The sequence below is a fragment of the Aeromonas sp. 25-248 genome (genome assembly GCF_053005425.1).
Genome location: NZ_JBRKTB010000036.1, coordinates 1 through 308 on the forward strand (window position 1 = coordinate 1; position 308 = coordinate 308).

2 tRNA genes are annotated in these 308 nt (G+C 51.0%); both read left to right on the plus strand.

The features are described from left to right. The first annotated feature begins 122 nt into the window (after nt 1-122). Nucleotides 123-197 (plus strand) — tRNA-Gln (locus ACVDHI_RS20770). A 36-nt stretch (nt 198-233) separates the two neighbouring features. Beyond that, nucleotides 234-307 (plus strand) — tRNA-Met (locus ACVDHI_RS20775). The last annotated feature ends 1 nt before the right edge of the window (nt 308 follow it).

Consider the following 308-nt stretch of genomic DNA (forward strand, 5'->3'; position numbering starts at 1 on the left):
GCTATGTAGCTCAGTTGGTTAGAGCATCGCACTCATAATGCGGGGGTCACAGGTTCGAATCCCGTCATAGCCACCATGTTTGAAAAACGTTCCTTCAATCATCCGATTGCAAAGAACACTGTTGGGGCATCGCCAAGCGGTAAGGCAGCGGGTTTTGATCTCGCCATACCTAGGTTCGAATCCTAGTGCCCCAGCCATTTTTACTTGTATTCGACGCGAGTCGTGCACAAGACGGCTATGTAGCTCAGTTGGTTAGAGCATCGCACTCATAATGCGGGGGTCACAGGTTCGAATCCCGTCATAGCCAC